Below are 14,432 nucleotides of genomic sequence, written 5' to 3' on the forward strand. Positions count from 1 at the left end.
ATCTTTGTCTCCTTTTTTATGCAAATATGTATTTTCAAGGTGTTAATTTAAAGAATATCACTAAGTAAAATATAAAGACAATACTATAGGATACTTACTTCTTCTCACATTCATTCTGTGCATTACTTACCAGTAACACCATTTGTCGCCACTAATTGATTATTAACTATTCGTGCTAAAGAACCTTTACTCACTCTTTCTCTCATGTAACTGCTATATTTTGACGTAGTCCAATAATAATTATTCATTGCTACAGATCTTCCAAACCAATTGTTATGAAGATCCATTTCTTTATCAATACCAACAGAATATTGTTCATGAGCATCAGTCCAAGCTTTTGCTCTTTCTTCGCCATATACAGCACCACTAGAACCACCCATGTTCGGAACTAAAATCGCATTCCAATAAGCATGTCTAAACGCATCACCATTTCCCTTAGTAAGTTGATCACCACCATAATATTTCTTCGCTTCATTAAGAGCATCCATTGAACATCCTCCATAAGTTACGAATTCAATAGGATGCCTCTTTGCTAACGAAATTTCCGCTTCTGTTAAATCAGGCATTCCTGGTATATCGTAACCATATAAACTAGGGGATTTTGCTGTGCTATTTTTTATCTTGTCACTAGCAATTTGATTCAATTCAGCATGAGTATATTTCCCATTCTTTATCTCATCTTTTAATTCTTTAAATATCAAATTTAATTGATATGGATCGATTGACCTTACCTCTTCTTCACTTAAATATTCTTCCCCCGTTTCTTTTAATTCATTTAAGTCAATGTTTTTTGCCTTTTCTGGCATGTTAGATAAAGAGAATGTTTGAAGTTTTGCTATGTTACTTTCTTCAGCATGAGAAATAGTTGGCAAAAGTCCGCCAAATAACATAGCTGATGTTAATGTAATAATTCCTGCCTTTTTAAAATTCAATTGAGTTTTCCCCATAAAATTACCTCGTCTTTAATTGTTAGTATATTTCAAATTTTGAAACACTTGTATATATTTGTAACATATTACCAAATGTGATTATAGTTAAATATATTTTTCTTGATAATAGACAGAATATTCTTTTTTATTTTATTTTGATTATAAATATTTCCTTTTTAGTAGATGAAGTAGAGAAAAGGTTAACTGCAAAATGCGTTGGCATCATAGAGGAACACACTGCTGCGGAACATGAGCTGCTTCTTTTAGAGGAAAGAAATGAAGCTTACACAAAAAGTAAGTCAATTGCTAAATTAGAGCAAGAACTGAATATCTTGTTACATATAAGAAAGGAGTGAATAACAGCTGAACAATTAAATATTTTAGATTCAGTATTTGAGTAATTAAATAAATTTAAAAATTGATTTAATACTATAGCATCATTAATTACGGAAAAAGTAAATTAGATGCAGGTGACTTCCATACTGCCTTATCTTATTTTCAAAAGGCACTTCAAATCAGGCTACAAAAAGGAAATGAAGAGCTAATTCATTCAACTAAGTTTTGCATTGCGTATTGTATGTCTTGCTGATAAAAATCCCACAAACTTTTAACTTTCTTCACAATTCTTTCAAAGTAATCACACTTAATCTCGCTATATTAAATAAGTAGTTATTCATATAGGGAAGGTTAGGGGAACTAAGAGTATGAAAGTAAATCGTTCGCTTCATTACATTTTTTGGCGTTGGCATTTTTATGCTGGGCTTTTTATTACGCCGCTTCTTATTACGTTGTCACTGAGCGGAATTGGGTATTTATTTCGGGAGGAAGTTGAAGATTTCATCTATAAAGATTTATATTTTGGGAAGAGCGCCCAAACAGAGTCTATTTCGATGTCTGATTCTATTTCCTTAACCGACAAAAAATATCCACATTATAGTGTGGCGAAAATTAGTGAGTTTAATGGGAATTATAATACAAGACTTACGATTACAAATGAATATACAGGGCAACAAAAGTATGTATATTTAGATAGCAATAATCAAATTGTCGGAGATCAAAACGCAAGTGAAACGTTTGCCAATATAATGCGGGAATTACATAGTTCTCTTTTAGTTGGTGGCACTGTCATCAACTATACTGTAGAACTTGCGGCGTGCTGGACAATCTTTTTAATTGTAACTGGTTTGTATATGAGTATACGACAGTTCAAAAACACACCAGTATCCAATAAGCGAGAAAAAGCAAAACGACGTCATTCTATTATCGGTATTATATTTACAATTCCACTCGTTCTGCTAGTCGCATCTGGATTGCCATGGTCAGGATTTATGGGTAACCAAATTTATAAAATTGCGTCGTCGAATGAATCGCTCGGATATCCGAAATTGTATATGGCGCCGCCTGAATCAAAGGTAAAAGAATTGCCATGGGCAACAAGAAAAGAAGCTCCTCCTGAATCGGATTCAAATGAACCGAAAGCTATTTCTGTCGATGAATTACAAAAAGGAATTGAAATAAAGAAGCCATACGTTATCTCACTACCAGCTGATCCGAAAGGTGTATTCACTGTTTCGAAATCGAGCGGTTCTGGTATTACAGGTATGCATGTTGCACCAAATGAAGAGATAACAGCTTACTTTGATCAATATAGCGGAAAGCTTATTTCCAAAACGGACTATCGTGATTATGGATTACTTGCACAATGGTTCACTTACGGCATCCCGCTTCATGAAGGACATTTATTTGGATGGCCAAATAAAATATTATGCTTACTAACAACGTTATCTCTACTACTTCTTATTTATTACGGAGTAAAAATGTGGTTAGCAAGAAAGCCGAAAGGAAAATTAGCAGCACCTCCAAAACAAAGAGATAAGAACAGTATATTCGTTTTCTTTATCATGATGGTTATACTGGGCGCTGTCATGCCTTTATTTGGATTATCTGTATTAGTGATTTTTGCGATTGAACTTCTTATATATGTATTTTCAAAAATACAATCATAATGAAAAGAAAACCACTCTACATGAGTGGTTTTCTTCATCACTGCGCTGTTTTCTTTCGGTACATCTTCCCGTTCCAATAGAAGAATCGTGAAGTGAGGCCTCCGTACTTTACAATGCGCCGTGCCATTTTATGCATATTCTTTTGTGCTGATACTTTTTGATCTGATAAATAAATACCAAGTAACCCTCGGCTTATAAGGCGATGAAACTTCGCATGAGGCAAATCACCAATGCTCTTCTCCGCTTCTTCTACAAAATGTTTCATCCGATCTAATATCGCTTGCTCGTTTTCGTAATAACTACAGAAATTCAAATCTCCGCCTATACGGTCTTCTTCTTGATCAATGAAATAATCCAGCAAAATGTGAAGTCCTTGTACGTAAGGGAAGTATCCTTGTCTAATTTTCGCAATATCTTCATCATGTAATTCATCATGAAATGCATATGCGACAAGACAGAAAATCCCAAGTGTAGAACCGGCACATGCTGAAAATTCAAACCAACTCATCTCAGGTAAGTTTTCTTTATGTGCTTCAAACCACGTTTGTAATCGTGGTTCTCTTTCTTCTAATTTTACATGTTTATGAATTTGTAAATCACAATAATAACAAGCAAGTTCATGAAGAACAGGAGCAATTTTGTCATAGTGCTTCGTTTTCTTTAAAACATCTTGGCATGTTTCAACAAGTTCATCTAAATAACCACCATCATCTTGATCATCACGATAACGATAATAATTACCGCCGCCTTCTACTTCAGGTGATAATGCCATTAACATCGATTCATGCAGTGCGGCAAAATCATTTGGATCAAGTGATGTACTGCGATCACATAAATTATCTAAATAGTCGCTGATCGTTTGATACGCTACGATAAAACGAATACATTCTTCTCGGTGTTCATTTGCTAGCAGAGCTAAAATGCCACCGCCCTCACAATGAAACGTTTTATGCTCAATACTTGCGATTGCCTGACTATGAAGCTCATCATTCGGAATATGGTAGGCACGCTCTTTCCACATCGCTAGCTCATGGTGTACAACCGGAAACACATCACGGTATACTTTCGCCATGAGCGTTATGGGATTACTCGGTACGTTCACTTCTTCCTTCATCTCCTCTATTAAATGTACAAATAATGATTTATTTGTTTGTTTTTACTATATTATTGACATGCATTTCAGTAAATGACTGAATATAACTCAAAATTTCATCACGCTCATACTCATTTAATAGCTCGTGATAACAATTCGGCCATTCTTTAAAAGCCTTATCACTTATTTTAACATTATCAAACCAAGTGCGGACACGTGTTTTATCTACAAGTTTATCCTCACAAGCTTGCATTAGCAAGAGCGGAACATCTGGAAAATCATCTATTTTTTTATGAGCAATTTCGATAGACTTAATCAATTCACTATACCAACGTACTGATACTTTGCGCAAGAACAAAGAATCATTCTCCATTGCATCTCTCACTTCATGGTTACGTGTTGACATTTCCACCGTAAGATTCGTTGCAAATTGCAATTTTGGAGCCACAACATTTAATATTCTTGAAGCAAATTGAAGCGGAGCAGAGGGTCCAGTCACTACCCCTAAACAAGGCGAACTCAAAATAATCCCCTCTACATCTTCTCTCTTCGTTTCTTGCATCATACGAATGACAATAAGACCACCCATACTATGACCGAATAGAAAAATAGGTAACCTATACTTTCTTGCTTCTTTCACCCATAATTTAACTTCCTCTATGTATTCATCAAATGAATCAATATGTCCTCTATTTCTTGAAGTCGTTCCATGTGACGGAAGATCCCCCATCACGACGTGGTAGCCGATATGATTCCACATTTCCGCAACGGCTTCGTAACGTCCGTGATATTCCATTGCGCCGTGCACAATAACAATGACCGCCTTTGCTTCCTCCGCTTCATAATTCCACATACGGCTCTCCTCCATTTCACTCTTTCTCATAATTTGATACACTAAAACTAGTCTCTAGGAAAGGAAGACTTTACATGATATATCCTTACAAAGAAAAAAAACCGAAAATTGCGAGTAGTGCTTTTATCGCTGACTATGTTACGATTACAGGCGATGTTTCCGTTGGCGAGGAATCAAGTATTTGGTTTAATACAGTCATCCGTGGTGATGTGTCACCGACAATCATTGGAGACCGAGTAAATGTACAAGACCAATGTACACTTCACCAAAGCCCGCAGTATCCTCTTATTTTAGAAAACGACGTAACAATTGGGCATCAAGTCATTTTACATAGTTGCCATATTAAGAAAGATGCTTTAATTGGAATGGGATCTATTATATTAGATGGTGCTGAAATTGGCGAAGGAGCTTTTATCGGCGCTGGAAGCCTCGTTTCACAAGGAAAGAAAATTCCACCAAACACGTTAGCTTTCGGTCGTCCCGCGAAAGTCATTCGTGAATTAACAGAAGAAGACCGTAAAGATATGGAGCGTATTCGCACGCAATACGTTGAAAAAGGTCAATATTATAAATCATTACAGAAGTAAATTTCCGCTGCCATAAGATTGGCAGCTTTTTTTATATAAAATCTAACTTTTTCTTTACAAAACATTATTACTCCCTCAACAAAATCTTATTAAAATAAAAGCTAATATCTCCATATATATGTAGATGAGGGAGGAGAATTTTCATGAAGGTCAGTGGGTTATATAAAATAGAATGTTACATTTTCAGAGGAATTAACCGCTACTTTGATCAAAAAACATTAAATATCTTTTTCAGCAATATTACTCATATCGGTGGCGCGACTTTCTCCATCGCACTCACACTTTTCTTTTTAATTTTCGCAAAGGGAACTTTGCATCAAGCTGCAATTGCAACTGCTATTTCGTTAGCAATTAGCCATATTCCTGTGCAAATATTAAAAAGGTGGTATCCGCGAAAGCGTCCTTATTTAACAATTCAGGATGCAAAATATCCAGTCCATCCATTAAAAGACCACTCTTTCCCGTCTGGTCATACAACAGCCGTTTTCTCTGTCTTCATTCCATTTATTTGCTATAATCCAAGCTTACTTGCTTTCCTATTACCGTTAGCATTATGCGTCGGTATTTCACGTATTTATTTAGGACTTCACTATCCGTCAGATGTATTCGTCGGTATGTGCCTTGGCACTTGCTCTGGCATCATCTCTTTTTATCAATTCATCCCACTTTTCACATAAAGGAGTGATATGATGAGAGTCGCCATTTTTACCGATACTTTTACGCCACAAGTTAACGGGGTTGCGAAAACGTTAGAGCGATTAACACAATATTTTCAGAAAGAACAGATCTCCTATTCTGTTTTCGCTCCTCAGCATACAGCTGAAGATAATTTTGTAGCGAATGTGAATAAGATGAGAAGTATCTCGTTAACAATATTATATCCAGAATGTCGTTTTTCTTTTCCTACTCCGCGCATTAAACGAGAACTACTTTCCTTTAAACCTGACATTATTCACATTGCCACACCTTTCAACATGGGACTTTGTGGATTGTATTATGCAAAAAAGTTAAACATCCCAGTTGTCGGTTCTTATCATACTGATTTCGATGCCTATTTACGTTATTACAAAATCGAATTCCTCTCCAATATGCTGTGGAACTATTTAAAATGGTTTCATAGTCATATGCAAAAAAATTTTGTACCTTCCTTTGAAACATTACATCAATTAAAAAACAAAGGCTTTCAGACCCTCTCTATATGGGGACGTGGTGTAGATTGCACACTCTTTCATCCTGCTTACAATACAGACCTATTCCGAAAAAAATATAATATTACAGCGAAGTATGTCCTTTCCTATGTTGGACGAATTGCTCCTGAAAAAGATATTGATACACTGCAATACCTTATCGTTAAAACAGCACATACTCGAAACGATATTCATTGGCTCATCGCAGGAGACGGTCCTCTAGCAACAAGTTTACGTGAAGCTGTTCCGAAAACAAATATCACTTTTACTGGCTATTTACAAAGTACAGATTTAGCTGAAGCATATGCTTGTTCTAACATAATGGTGTTTCCATCAGCTACTGAAACATTCGGAAATGTCGTACTTGAATCACTCGCATGCGGTACACCTGTCATTGGTGCAAGTAGTGGCGGGGTTAAAAATATTATTACAGATGGAAAAACGGGAGTTCTTTGTCCGCCTAAAAATGAAGATGCATTTCTATCATCCATTTATTTTTTATTACAAAATGAAGAAAAACTTGAGCAGATGGGAATAGCAGCTTCATCTTTTGCGAAATCAAAGAGCTGGGATGAGATCTTTCGCGGTTTGCTTAACCAATATGAAGAAGTCCTGCAGCATAACGCATCAGAGTTGCTTGCTTAAATAGAAAAACTCCCTTCAAAAAAACGAAGGGAGTTTATTACATGGTCATAAATTTTAGTTTAATAAATGATACATAAGGTTAAACATTGTTTTATTTCTATATTAATTATATCAAAAATAAACATAACTAAACAGACTTGTAATAAAAACCCATAAAAATTAATATATGGTTATACAGTATTTTAAACTGTATAATGATTTTAAGAATTCCCCTTAAAATCAACTTACTCACATACCTTTATACAGCAATTGTTCCCCAATTCTGTATATCAAAAAACCTTTCATTCATTTGAAAGGTCTTTTTGAGCCTGCACATATTCTTCTTTCGTATTTACATTTATAAACCAATCCGCATTCGCTTGTACATCTTCTCCAGAAACATACTTCACATTACATTGTGATAAAAGCTGGCCCATACTTCTTTTTTCTTCCTGAAGTAAAGCATAAATCTTTTCTTTCACGCGGTTATGATACGCCGCAAGTAGCGGTTGTTTTCTTCCATTAATAATAGGTACAACCGCATCATATTCATTGCTCGTTTGCTCTAGTAAAATGGCAAACCATTGATGCGAAACGTTTGGTGCATCACAAGGCATAATAGCGTACCAATCTGCTTCTATGTATTCCATACCTGATACAATGCCGGCAAGCGGTCCATTTCCTTTATAGTGCGGAATGTCTTCTATAACAGGAACTTGTACGAATTGCTCTACTCGCTCTTTTATATCAGTATGGCTAATTACTACAATGTCTTGCAAAGTAGTTCCCATCACTTTCACAATATGCTCAACAAAAGTAGTTCCCTTCCAAATTGCTAACGCCTTCGGCTCACCAAATCTACTCGACATACCGCCCGCTAATACAATTCCAGCATACTTACTCATTGGCGATACAGCTCAAATGTAATATGGCCTAATTCCGGTAAAATTAATTTATTCATCGCAAGTCGAACCGCTCCGCTAGACCCTGGCATCGAGAAGACTACTTTGCGCCCAATTGTACCACCAATCGCTCTACTTAACATTGCGCTGCTTCCGATATCTTCTAAATAACTAATCATACGGAACAGCTCACCAAATCCAACAATTTCTTTATCTAATAACGCTGATACTGCTTCAATTGTGACATCGCGTTTCGTAATACCAGTACCGCCATTTGTTAATACAACATCTACATCTTCCTTATGATAACCAGCTAACACCGCTTGCTGAATACTTTCTTTATCATCTTTTACAATTTCATAAGAAGTTACTTTATGTCCCGCTTCTTTTAACAATTCATGTAATAGTTGTCCGCTCTTATCTGTTTCTTCCGTACGTGTATCGGAAATCGTAACAATCTTGCAACGCACTTCTTTTGGAGCTTGTTTTTTATGTTCAGTTACACTCATTTTTTATCTTTCCTTTCTTAAAGACTTTTCTTCATTTTATCATACATACCTTTACACAATTATGTATGAAGCCAATCATGCGCCATGATACAATATAAGTATACTAACCCACAAAAAGGAAAGTGTACTTTCTTATACTCCTAGACTACACATCTTTAGCTACTCTTTATATTTTCTACATAATAGAATTCAATTTTAAAACTTGTACTAAAAAATAAATTGGAGGTCTACATAGTATGGAACTTTATAAAAAATTAACAACAACATTTATCCTCTTATTCATCGCTTCAATCACTGTCGGCTTTTCCTTAAAAGGCGCAATTCCATACGCTACATTAGTAAGCATTATATTCGCGACACTATTTTTACTAAGTAGTGCCTTTTGCGCAAGTAAAGCACGTCAAATGAAAGGTTGATTACATATGTTCAAAAAGAAATCAATCTTTTGTAAATCATGTAAAACAGAAATACAAACGTATGAAAAAGCGTGGATTCATATGCCCTTTCCGGCGAATGGCATGACGAATATGAAAAAGTATATTGAATTAGAAGGACAAATTTATTGTAGTTCGTGTGTTGAGATAATGAACAAAAACCAGTAAATACAAAAGGGGTGTTTACATTGTTTGAATCCAACCGTATCCAGTTACGAAAGTTTTCCGAAGATGATATTCTAACATATTATAAATGGCATAATGATATAGACGTTATGAGTTCAACTACACTCACTCTTGATAAATATTCCTTTCAAGACACAGAAAAACTTTGCCGGCAATTTATTCATTCTTCGAACTCTAAGAGCTATATCATTGAAGAAAAAGCTACGCATCTTCCAATTGGTATTACTTCTTTAATTCATATTGATTCGTATAATCGAAATGCTGAATGCATTATTGATATTGGTAAAAAGGATTACTGGGGGCAAGGTTATGGGCAGGAAGCTTTAACCCTATTATTGGATTATGCATTTTTAGAATTAAATTTACATCGCCTTTCTTTACGAGTATTTTCTTTTAACGATAGAGCAGTTAAATTATATAAATCACTTGGTTTTCAACATGAAGGAACTTGTAAAGAAGCTATATTCCGCAACGGCACTTGGCATGACATTGAACTCTTCGCTTTATTCCAACGTAATTATAAATAAAAAAAGCTTTGCGCTCACCGCGCAAAGCTTTTTTTCATATATTATAGACCAGCTTGCTCTTTTAAAGCTGCAGCTTTGTCTGTACGTTCCCATGATAGATCTACATCAGTACGTCCGAAGTGGCCGTAAGCTGCTGTTTGTTTGTAAATTGGGCGACGTAAGTCTAACATTTTAATAATACCAGCCGGGCGAAGATCGAAGTTGTTACGAACTAGTTCTACTAGTACGTCTTCAGATACTTTACCAGTGCCGAATGTATCAACTGAAATTGATACTGGTTGTGCTACACCGATTGCGTATGCAAGTTGTACTTCTGCTTTTTCAGCAAGACCAGCTGCTACGATGTTTTTCGCAACATAACGAGCTGCATATGCTGCAGAACGGTCAACTTTTGTTGCATCTTTACCAGAGAATGCACCGCCACCGTGGCGAGCGTATCCACCGTAAGTATCAACGATGATTTTACGTCCTGTTAAACCAGCATCACCTTGTGGTCCACCAATTACGAAGCGGCCAGTTGGATTAATGAAGAATTTCGTTTCTCCATCCATTAATTCTGCTGGTACTACAGCTTTAATTACGTGCTCTTTTAAGTCGCGATCGATTTCTTCCCATGTAACATCTGGGTGATGTTGTGTAGAAATTACGATAGTATCAACACGTACTGGTTTACCATTTTCATCATACTCAACTGTAACTTGCGTTTTTCCATCTGGACGTAAGTATGATAATGTATCATCTTTACGTACTTCAGTTAAACGGCGAGCTAATTTGTGAGCAAGCGAGATTGGAAGTGGCATTAATTCTTGTGTTTCATTACATGCAAAACCAAACATTAAACCTTGGTCTCCTGCACCAATTGCCTCAATCTCAGCGTCAGTCATTTGACCTTCGCGTGCTTCTAGCGCTTGGTCAACACCCATAGCGATGTCAGCAGACTGCTCATCGATAGATGTTAAAACAGCACAAGTTTCTGCATCGAATCCGTATTTTGCGCGTGTGTAACCAATGCCTTGAATTGTTTCACGAACGATTTTCGGAATATCTACGTAAGTAGAAGTCGTAATTTCCCCCGCTACCAATACTAAACCAGTTGTTACAGTTGTTTCACAAGCTACACGTGCATTTGCGTCTTTTGATAAGATCGCATCTAAAATTGAATCAGAAATTTGGTCACAAATTTTATCTGGATGTCCTTCAGTTACAGACTCAGATGTGAACAGATGACGTTTTTTTGTCATGTGGTAAACCTCCCTACAGTAATTGTATATATTGTACGGAACTCATCCTTAATTTGCCACAAACTGCGACATACATTTATTCTCCCACACAAGCATACAGAAAAACCTTTCCTACTTTACATAGAGGAAAGGTTTAATTTGCTACTTGCATACTGCTTTTTGCCCTTCGCTCTTATCGTTCGAGACCTGTAGCCTCGCACAGGTTTTAGCACCTATTCACCTGCATTTATCAATACAAGTGAGGTTGCTGGGCTTCATCGGGCCTGTCCCTCCGCCAGCTCGGGATAAGAGAGTATCCGTCCCAACCTATACTAAAGAAATGATATTCATTTGTCAATTAATATTCACATTTTCCTGAAAGTTTTTCTCAATACGCCTGAAATGAAATATTAATAGGGAAATAATGCATTCACACAAACAAAAAGAAATAAATAGTATACATTATTTATATAATTGTGTTATACTCTTGTTGGGGATTACGAGAAATATTTCATTAAATGAAAAGGATGGTATATAAATATGAGTACTGTGAATGTCCAAATTGGTTTACACGAATTATTGAACGGAAGCAATGCACAGATTCAACTAAGTGTTCCGCAATTAGTGGAAAAAGTATTAATGCGAAATGAAGGGAAATTAACTTCTACTGGTGCCGTTTCTGCTTCAACAGGAAAATATACAGGACGTTCTCCTAAAGATAAATTTATTGTGAAAGAAGCATCGGTTGCTGACAAAATTGCTTGGGGAGCTGTGAACCAACCGATTTCTGAAGAACATTTTAATAAATTATATACTAAAGTTTTAGAATACTTAAAAGAAAAAGAAGAGTTATTCGTCTTCAAAGGATTTGCAGGCGCTGACCGCAATTACCGCCTACCAATTCAAGTTATTAACGAATATGCATGGCACAATTTATTTGTACATCAATTATTCATTCGTCCAACTGAAGAAGAATTAACGACTCATGAATCAGAGTTCACAATTGTTTCTGCACCGAATTTCAAAGCTGATCCAGCTGTTGACGGTACAAACTCTGAAGCATTCATTATGGTTTCATTCGAAAAACGCATCGTATTAATTGGTGGTACAGAATACGCTGGAGAAATGAAAAAATCAATCTTCTCTATTATGAACTTCTTATTACCTGAACAAGATATTCTTTCTATGCACTGTTCTGCAAACGTAGGTGAAGAAGGCGATGTAGCATTATTCTTCGGTTTATCTGGAACAGGTAAAACAACATTATCTGCTGATCCAAACCGTAAATTAATTGGTGATGATGAGCACGGTTGGTCTGATAACGGTGTATTCAATATTGAAGGCGGTTGCTACGCGAAATGTGTAAACCTTTCTCACGAGAAAGAACCACAAATTTTCGATGCAATCACATTTGGATCTGTTTTAGAAAACGTTATCATTAATGACCAAACGCGTATCGCAGACTATAACGATACTACTTTAACAGAAAATACTCGTGCTGCATACCCTATGCATGCGATCGACAATATCGTACTGCCAAGTGTTGCTGGACACCCAAATACAATCATTTTCTTAACTGCTGATGCATCTGGCGTATTGCCTCCAATCAGTAAGTTATCAAAAGAACAAGCTATGTATCATTTCTTAAGTGGTTACACTAGTAAACTAGCAGGAACAGAGCGCGGTGTTACATCTCCGCAAGCAACATTCTCAACTTGCTTCGGTTCACCATTCTTACCACTTGATGCATCTCGCTATGCTGAAATGCTTGGTGAAAAAATTGAGAAACACGATGCGAAAGTATTCTTAGTAAACACTGGCTGGACTGGTGGCGAATACGGCGTTGGTAAACGTATGAACTTAGGTTACACTCGTGCAATGATTCAAGCTGCATTAAACGGTGAACTTGCGAAAACTGAAACAGCTAAACATGACATCTTCGGTCTTGAAGTTCCACTTCACGTACCAGGTGTACCTGACGAAGTGTTAATGCCTGAACAAACTTGGGCTGATAAAGCTGCTTACAAAGCAAAAGCAATCGAACTTGCAAATGAATTCAAAGCTAACTTCAAAAAGTTCGACAGCGTATCTGAAGACATTATTAACTTAGGCGGTCCAATCGCTTAAATTAAAACTTTCTGTTGGAATAACCCTTTACTCATATGAATAAGTGTCGTGTAACCGTAAAGTTTCGCGTACTCACCGACAAAACCCAATGCGGCTTAACGGTTACACACACTTACATAAAAAAGAAGCTTACGTGAAAACGTAAGCTTCTTTCTATATCTTATATAAAGTGAAACGCTAATCTCTTCATCTGTGACCTAGATTATAAAATTACAGCTTCGAATATATACATTATATCCCTACTGGGTTTCACATCGTATGGGGCTAAAAAAGGCCCTGACCGCTTCTATCCGTGGCTGGATCATCTATTCCATCTAAAAAGAAGTCTTTTACCTTTTTTAGCTCTTTGTTAGTTCTTTCTCATCTTTCATGCTATAGTATCCTAAATTAACAACAATTAAGAAATACCCACCCAAAATCCCTACTGCAAATGCCCACATAACCATGTGGTGCTCAATTTCGTACATAATAATAGCACCCAAAATTGCAGCTGCAAAACGGTTAAACATACCGAGTGTCGGTGCTTTCGTCTTCTTTACAATACTATCTCCAAGCTTCTCAATTCGTCTCCCTAAAAGCCAAACGCAATACATACTTACAATAAGCCCAATTCCAGCACCTAGAAAATGAGCTGAAAACGGTGTTAACATCCAACCTAGTAACAAAATACCTAGTATATAATACGATTGGATTTTAAATGATCTTAGTGACATACTAATCATGCTGTACCTCTCTTCATTCGTTCTTATCTATCCAACAAAAAATTTCTTTCAAATTCATATTCCTTACATCCATTTCATTCAAATTAAAAACAACATAAACAGTATGTTTATGTTGTTTAAATGTTTTTAGAAAATAATATTATACAAGATTTCAAACATCATATTCTCATATTTTGTGACGGTTTTTCAAACTTTTTTCGTCCATTTATGAAAAAAATGATATCAATCTATGAACATACGGATATGATGTAATAAGCACACAAATAAAGGGGGCGTCTAATGATTTATTTTTTAATGGCTCTCATTCACCTCATTATCCCTGCACTTATTGGACTTTCATTGTATTGGTACACGAAAAACCATAGCATTTTTTACGCTGTCCTCGGTGTTCTTCTTCCAGGTATTATTCTTATTACACTCTTCCGTATTCCATTTTTAAACTTAATTCCACTTATTACTGCTATCTTATTTCTCATCTTCTTACCAAAAATAAAAAAATAGGAAAGCAGATCATAGGTGATCTGTT

16 protein-coding genes and 1 riboswitch are annotated in these 14,432 nt (G+C 36.1%); of the genes, 9 read left to right on the forward strand and 7 right to left on the reverse strand.

Annotated elements, in window-relative coordinates; all coding sequences use genetic code 11:
- Positions 1-122 precede the first annotated feature (122 nt).
- Complete coding sequence (locus BHV55_RS27595) at positions 123-947, reverse strand: DUF6973 domain-containing protein (RefSeq protein ID WP_246874070.1); 825 nt, start codon at positions 945-947, stop codon at positions 123-125.
- A gap of 686 nt (positions 948-1,633) precedes the next feature.
- On the opposite strand from BHV55_RS27595, the gene BHV55_RS23745 reads away from it, so the two are divergent.
- Entirely contained in the window at positions 1,634-2,935 is a 1,302-nt protein-coding gene (locus BHV55_RS23745) for a PepSY-associated TM helix domain-containing protein (protein ID WP_070757013.1), read from the forward strand.
- A gap of 37 nt (positions 2,936-2,972) precedes the next feature.
- Here BHV55_RS23745 and BHV55_RS23750 read toward each other — a convergent pair whose 3' ends face one another.
- Both BHV55_RS23750 and BHV55_RS23755 read right to left on the reverse strand, forming a co-directional pair.
- A complete protein-coding gene (locus BHV55_RS23750) occupies positions 2,973-4,037 on the reverse strand; it encodes a tetraprenyl-beta-curcumene synthase family protein (protein ID WP_070757014.1) in 1,065 nt (354 codons plus the stop codon).
- A 40-nt stretch (positions 4,038-4,077) separates the two neighbouring features.
- Positions 4,078-4,881 (reverse strand): alpha/beta hydrolase, encoded by an 804-nt coding sequence (locus BHV55_RS23755; protein WP_000267424.1) that lies wholly within the window; start codon positions 4,879-4,881, stop codon positions 4,078-4,080.
- 74 nt (positions 4,882-4,955) lie between these two features.
- Between BHV55_RS23755 and BHV55_RS23760 the strand changes: the two genes are divergently transcribed.
- From BHV55_RS23760 to BHV55_RS23770, 3 genes are all read left to right on the forward strand, one after another.
- Positions 4,956-5,468: a gamma carbonic anhydrase gene (locus BHV55_RS23760; protein ID WP_000640186.1), complete on the forward strand. Its 513-nt coding sequence runs from the start codon at positions 4,956-4,958 to the stop codon at positions 5,466-5,468.
- A gap of 143 nt (positions 5,469-5,611) precedes the next feature.
- A complete protein-coding gene (locus BHV55_RS23765; protein ID WP_000868592.1) occupies positions 5,612-6,145 on the forward strand; it encodes a phosphatase PAP2 family protein in 534 nt (177 codons plus the stop codon).
- A gap of 12 nt (positions 6,146-6,157) precedes the next feature.
- Positions 6,158-7,300 carry a glycosyltransferase family 4 protein gene (locus BHV55_RS23770; RefSeq protein ID WP_070757015.1) on the forward strand — a complete coding sequence of 381 codons (1,143 nt, stop codon included), beginning with the start codon at positions 6,158-6,160 and terminating at the stop codon, positions 7,298-7,300.
- Between the two features lie 281 nt (positions 7,301-7,581).
- Here BHV55_RS23770 and BHV55_RS23775 read toward each other — a convergent pair whose 3' ends face one another.
- Both BHV55_RS23775 and BHV55_RS23780 read right to left on the reverse strand, forming a co-directional pair.
- Positions 7,582-8,184, reverse strand: a complete 603-nt coding sequence (locus BHV55_RS23775) for a molybdenum cofactor guanylyltransferase (protein ID WP_000049598.1) — start codon at positions 8,182-8,184, stop codon at positions 7,582-7,584.
- Positions 8,181-8,690, reverse strand: coding sequence for a MogA/MoaB family molybdenum cofactor biosynthesis protein (locus BHV55_RS23780; RefSeq protein WP_000117125.1), 510 nt, complete (start codon positions 8,688-8,690; stop codon positions 8,181-8,183). Before BHV55_RS23780 ends, BHV55_RS23775 begins: the two co-directional genes overlap by 4 nt.
- 236 nt (positions 8,691-8,926) lie before the next feature.
- On the opposite strand from BHV55_RS23780, the gene BHV55_RS23785 reads away from it, so the two are divergent.
- Genes BHV55_RS23785 through BHV55_RS23795 form a run of 3 tightly spaced genes read left to right on the forward strand, consistent with a single transcriptional unit; the run spans position 8,927 to position 9,837 of the window.
- A complete protein-coding gene (locus BHV55_RS23785; protein WP_000424800.1) occupies positions 8,927-9,106 on the forward strand; it encodes a hypothetical protein in 180 nt (59 codons plus the stop codon).
- A 6-nt stretch (positions 9,107-9,112) separates the two neighbouring features.
- Positions 9,113-9,292 carry a hypothetical protein gene (locus BHV55_RS27600; protein ID WP_000473617.1) on the forward strand — a complete coding sequence of 60 codons (180 nt, stop codon included), beginning with the start codon at positions 9,113-9,115 and terminating at the stop codon, positions 9,290-9,292.
- Between the two features lie 20 nt (positions 9,293-9,312).
- Entirely contained in the window at positions 9,313-9,837 is a 525-nt protein-coding gene (locus BHV55_RS23795; RefSeq protein WP_000464120.1) for a GNAT family N-acetyltransferase, read from the forward strand.
- A 41-nt stretch (positions 9,838-9,878) separates the two neighbouring features.
- Here BHV55_RS23795 and metK read toward each other — a convergent pair whose 3' ends face one another.
- Positions 9,879-11,078, reverse strand: a complete 1,200-nt coding sequence (gene metK / locus BHV55_RS23800) for a methionine adenosyltransferase (protein ID WP_000163123.1) — start codon at positions 11,076-11,078, stop codon at positions 9,879-9,881.
- Positions 11,079-11,247: 169 nt separating this feature from the next.
- Positions 11,248-11,369, reverse strand: a riboswitch (SAM riboswitch).
- 228 nt (positions 11,370-11,597) lie between these two features.
- Between metK and pckA the strand changes: the two genes are divergently transcribed.
- Positions 11,598-13,184 carry a phosphoenolpyruvate carboxykinase (ATP) gene (gene pckA / locus BHV55_RS23805; protein ID WP_000108802.1) on the forward strand — a complete coding sequence of 529 codons (1,587 nt, stop codon included), beginning with the start codon at positions 11,598-11,600 and terminating at the stop codon, positions 13,182-13,184.
- 338 nt (positions 13,185-13,522) lie between these two features.
- Here the strand turns inward: pckA and BHV55_RS23810 are convergent, their stop codons facing one another.
- Positions 13,523-13,906, reverse strand: coding sequence for an ATP synthase subunit I (locus tag BHV55_RS23810; protein WP_000624924.1), 384 nt, complete (start codon positions 13,904-13,906; stop codon positions 13,523-13,525).
- A gap of 279 nt (positions 13,907-14,185) precedes the next feature.
- Here BHV55_RS23810 and BHV55_RS23815 point away from each other — a divergent pair, with 279 nt between their 5' ends.
- Complete coding sequence (locus BHV55_RS23815; RefSeq protein WP_000639042.1) at positions 14,186-14,407, forward strand: hypothetical protein; 222 nt, start codon at positions 14,186-14,188, stop codon at positions 14,405-14,407.
- Positions 14,408-14,432 lie beyond the last annotated feature (25 nt).

The sequence above is a fragment of the Bacillus sp. RZ2MS9 genome, from assembly GCF_001816185.2.
GTDB classification, from domain to species: domain Bacteria; phylum Bacillota; class Bacilli; order Bacillales; family Bacillaceae_G; genus Bacillus_A; species Bacillus_A cereus.